Raw genomic sequence first — 3,185 nt, forward strand, 5'->3', positions numbered from 1 at the left:
GGTAAAAATGGCCCTGATTGCACGGGACCTGATGGTGGGCAACCCCAAGCTCGCGGAAGCAGGTCATGGCGAACAGGCTCTTGGGCACCATGCGATTGCCGCCGGATTTCAGGGGCAGCGCCAATGGACAGACCATTTCCCCAATGGCGACTTTATGGAGGCAATGCTCAATTCCTCCTTCGACTGGAATGGCAAGCGTGCCCCCTACATCCTGGCGACGGAGAACGATGCCCTCAATGCTGCGGGTATGCTATTTGGATATTTGCTTACCCAAAGTGCCCAGATTTTTGCTGATCTTCGTACTTACTGGAGTGCAGATGCGGTGGCCCGGGTGGCAGATGGGTACCAACTCCAAGGTGAGGCCAAGGATGGACTTTTGCACCTGATCAATTCTGGTCCTGCCGCCCTCGATGGTACCGGGGATCAAAAGGATGGTTCGGGCAACCCCACAATGAAGCCCTTTTGGGACATTTCCGATCAGGAGATGGAAGCGAGTTTGCAAAACACCAGCTGGCATCCCTCGATCACTGAGTATTTTCCTGGTGGAGGCATGAGTACGCGTTACCGAACTAAGGGGGGCATGCCTGCTACGATGATTCGCTTGAATTTAGCAGATGGTCTTGGCCCCTGTCTTCAGGTTGCCGAGGGAGATACCATCGATCTTCCCGATCCGGTTCACGATGCCCTGGATCAGCGAACCAACCCCACATGGCCGACCACCTGGTTCGCTCCACGCCTGACCGGGCAGGGTGCTTTTCGGTCGACCTATGAGGTGATGAACAACTGGGGGGCAAATCATTGCGTGATGACTGCCGGTCATGTTGGCCACCTCTACCTGACCCTGGCTTCGATGCTCCGCATCCCTGTCTACATGCACAATGTTGAAGAGGAGAGGGTATTTCGTCCCAGTGCCTGGCGTGCCTTTGGGACTGCAGATTTGGAAGGGGCCGACTTTCGGGCCTGCCAGGCTTACGGTCCGCTTTACCGCTAATTTTTCTTTTAATTCAAAAAAAGTAAACAAACTCCACTCACTCCCGTACTTCGGGAAAAGAGTTGCCTAGGAAAGATGGGTTAATCTACCGTAGGACATGATGTTCCAATATGAGATTGTCTGGATCATTCTCATATTGATCGTCGTTTCAATTATTTGGTCCGTAATCAAGGGGAGGAAGCGGGCCAGGGAAATCAGAAATGCCGGTGCATCACTGAATTTACGGGAGGCGACCAAGTCGGATAAAAAAGCACTCCAAGATAGTATCCATCAGTCGAGGCTGTTTACGGATGGGAGCAGTTGGCCTAAGACAGTGCTGGTGGGGGATGTCAATGGGGTCCGGTTTACGCTCGCGGATTATAATTTTCACCGGGGGACAACGAAGTCAAAAACCAAAGAGACCACGCTTCTTACCATACAGTCAAATTCCCTTCGTTTGCCTCCCTTTACCCTAATGCCATCTGGTTGGTTGATCGACTCACTAAGCTCCATGGTTGGGTATCGTGACATTAATTTTGATTCTCACCCCCAGTTTTCCAAACAGTATTTGTTGCGTGCTTTCGATGAGGATGACCAGAGTAACGAGTTTTCTCGTTACGAGGAAGCTAGTTCCAGTGCATTCAAAGAAGGAGCGAATGAGCAAGTGGTTCGTGAACTTTTTGGCCATGAGTTGCTCGATGTATTGGAAACCAATTCGGGGGTTAGCTTGGATGGAAGAGGAAACCAATTTATTCTTAGGCGTTTTACCAATCAGCGGATACCTGCGGATGACCTGACTGCTTTTGTGGAATTAGGCGTAAAAATATTGTCTCTGTTATCAACGAAGTAATCCGTCGTTTTCTAAGTGACGAGCTTTTACCTATCACCCTTGACTTTGCTCATCCTCTCCGGATTTGTTTTCTTAGTTTGGTCAACCTGGTGGCTTTTGGGAAAAAATGAAAATGGGATTAGCAGGTACTGGCAGTCAAAGTCGATCCTGCTATTTCTTCTTTTGCCTGGCTTGATCAATCTTGCCGCTTTTTATTCCCTGGCTTTGCATATGTATCTATCCTTGGGAGATTGGCCCGGTATTGGAACCGATGGTTTTCCGGATGCTTTATTGCTGCATGATACATTGGTAAGCTATTCTTTCTCCATTTGCCTTATTTTTCCAATATTTGCCTACGCACCTCTTTGGATCATTTTTTATTTAGTCAAACCCATCAGACCCTGGCTGGATAAACTAGCCGCATTCGGAGTGTCCTGCATTGTATCTACTCTGCTTACCCAACTTGCCCCATCCGGTTTCCTCTATTGGTTCTGGGACTGAGCTGATTTGAAAAGACAGCCATTTTTATTTTTGCTCTCCCTTTATACATAAGCCTGTCGCATATAAACAGAAATAGAACGCAATATGCGTGTTTCCATTTCTGGGCATCTTTGTTTGGTTTTATTCCTCACTGCCGGTGGTTCCGCCCTCAAAATAGCCCATAAAATAATTATGAAGATACATTCCTCCCTTACCGTGCTCTTGGCGATTTCATTTGCCTGCCTTCTGCCATCCAATGCAGTTGCCGAATCCGCTACGACGAAGCCAAATATTCTCTACATCATGGCGGATGATCTGGGCAAGGAGTGGATCAGTTGTTACGGGGCTGAGGATATTGAAACACCCAATATTGACGCACTCGCCGCTGGTGGGATGAAGTTTAATAATGCATACTCCATGCCGGCATGCACACCCTCGCGCACAACCCTGCTGACGGGTAAGTATCCATGGCGCACCGGTTGGGCTAACCACTGGGATGTGCCACGCTGGGGCGTGGGGTACTTTGACTGGAAGAAAAAGGAGAACACCACCTTTGCCCGCTTGATGAACGACTTGGGCTATGCCACCGCCGCGGCCGGAAAGTGGCAGATTAACGATTTTCGGATCGAGCCAGAGGCCATGAAAAAGCACGGGTTTGATGACTGGGCAATGTGGACGGGGGCGGAGTCATCCCCAGACGAAGAGCATGCGAAAAAATCAACCAGGCGCTATTGGGACCCGTACATTCATACCAAAGAAGGATCCAAAACCTACAAGGGAAAGTATGGTCCCGATCTATACACCGACCACCTGATTCAGTTTATGCGAAAAAACAAAGAGCAACCCATGTGTATGTACTTTCCGATGGCCCAACCGCATACGCCTGTGGCTCACACCCCGGATGAA

At 49.4% G+C, this 3,185-nt stretch carries 3 protein-coding genes and 1 pseudogene; all 4 read left to right on the top strand.

Translation table 11 applies throughout. The annotated features are described in order from the left end of the window. Positions 1 to 991: pseudogene (gene fucI, locus ACKPQ4_RS06295) on the top strand (L-fucose isomerase); the annotation flags it as partial. A 97-nt stretch (positions 992 to 1,088) separates the two neighbouring features. Then, positions 1,089 to 1,820: a hypothetical protein gene (locus ACKPQ4_RS06300; RefSeq protein ID WP_407680350.1), complete on the top strand. Its 732-nt coding sequence runs from the start codon at positions 1,089 to 1,091 to the stop codon at positions 1,818 to 1,820. A 15-nt stretch (positions 1,821 to 1,835) separates the two neighbouring features. Further along, positions 1,836 to 2,300: a hypothetical protein gene (locus tag ACKPQ4_RS06305; RefSeq protein WP_407680351.1), complete on the top strand. Its 465-nt coding sequence runs from the start codon at positions 1,836 to 1,838 to the stop codon at positions 2,298 to 2,300. Between the two features lie 84 nt (positions 2,301 to 2,384). After that, positions 2,385 to 3,185, top strand: an 801-nt coding sequence (locus ACKPQ4_RS06310; RefSeq protein ID WP_407680352.1) for a sulfatase-like hydrolase/transferase, incomplete at its 3' end; no start/stop codon positions are given.

This window comes from Candidatus Chordibacter forsetii (assembly GCF_964187505.1).
Lineage (GTDB): Bacteria > Verrucomicrobiota > Verrucomicrobiia > Opitutales > Seribacteraceae > Chordibacter > Chordibacter forsetii.

Bases quoted from the DNA above. Each gene is read 5' to 3' on its own strand.
- ACKPQ4_RS06300 (WP_407680350.1), top strand. From the start codon at position 1,089: ATGATGTTCCAATATGAGATTGTCTGGATCATTCTCATATTGATCGTC.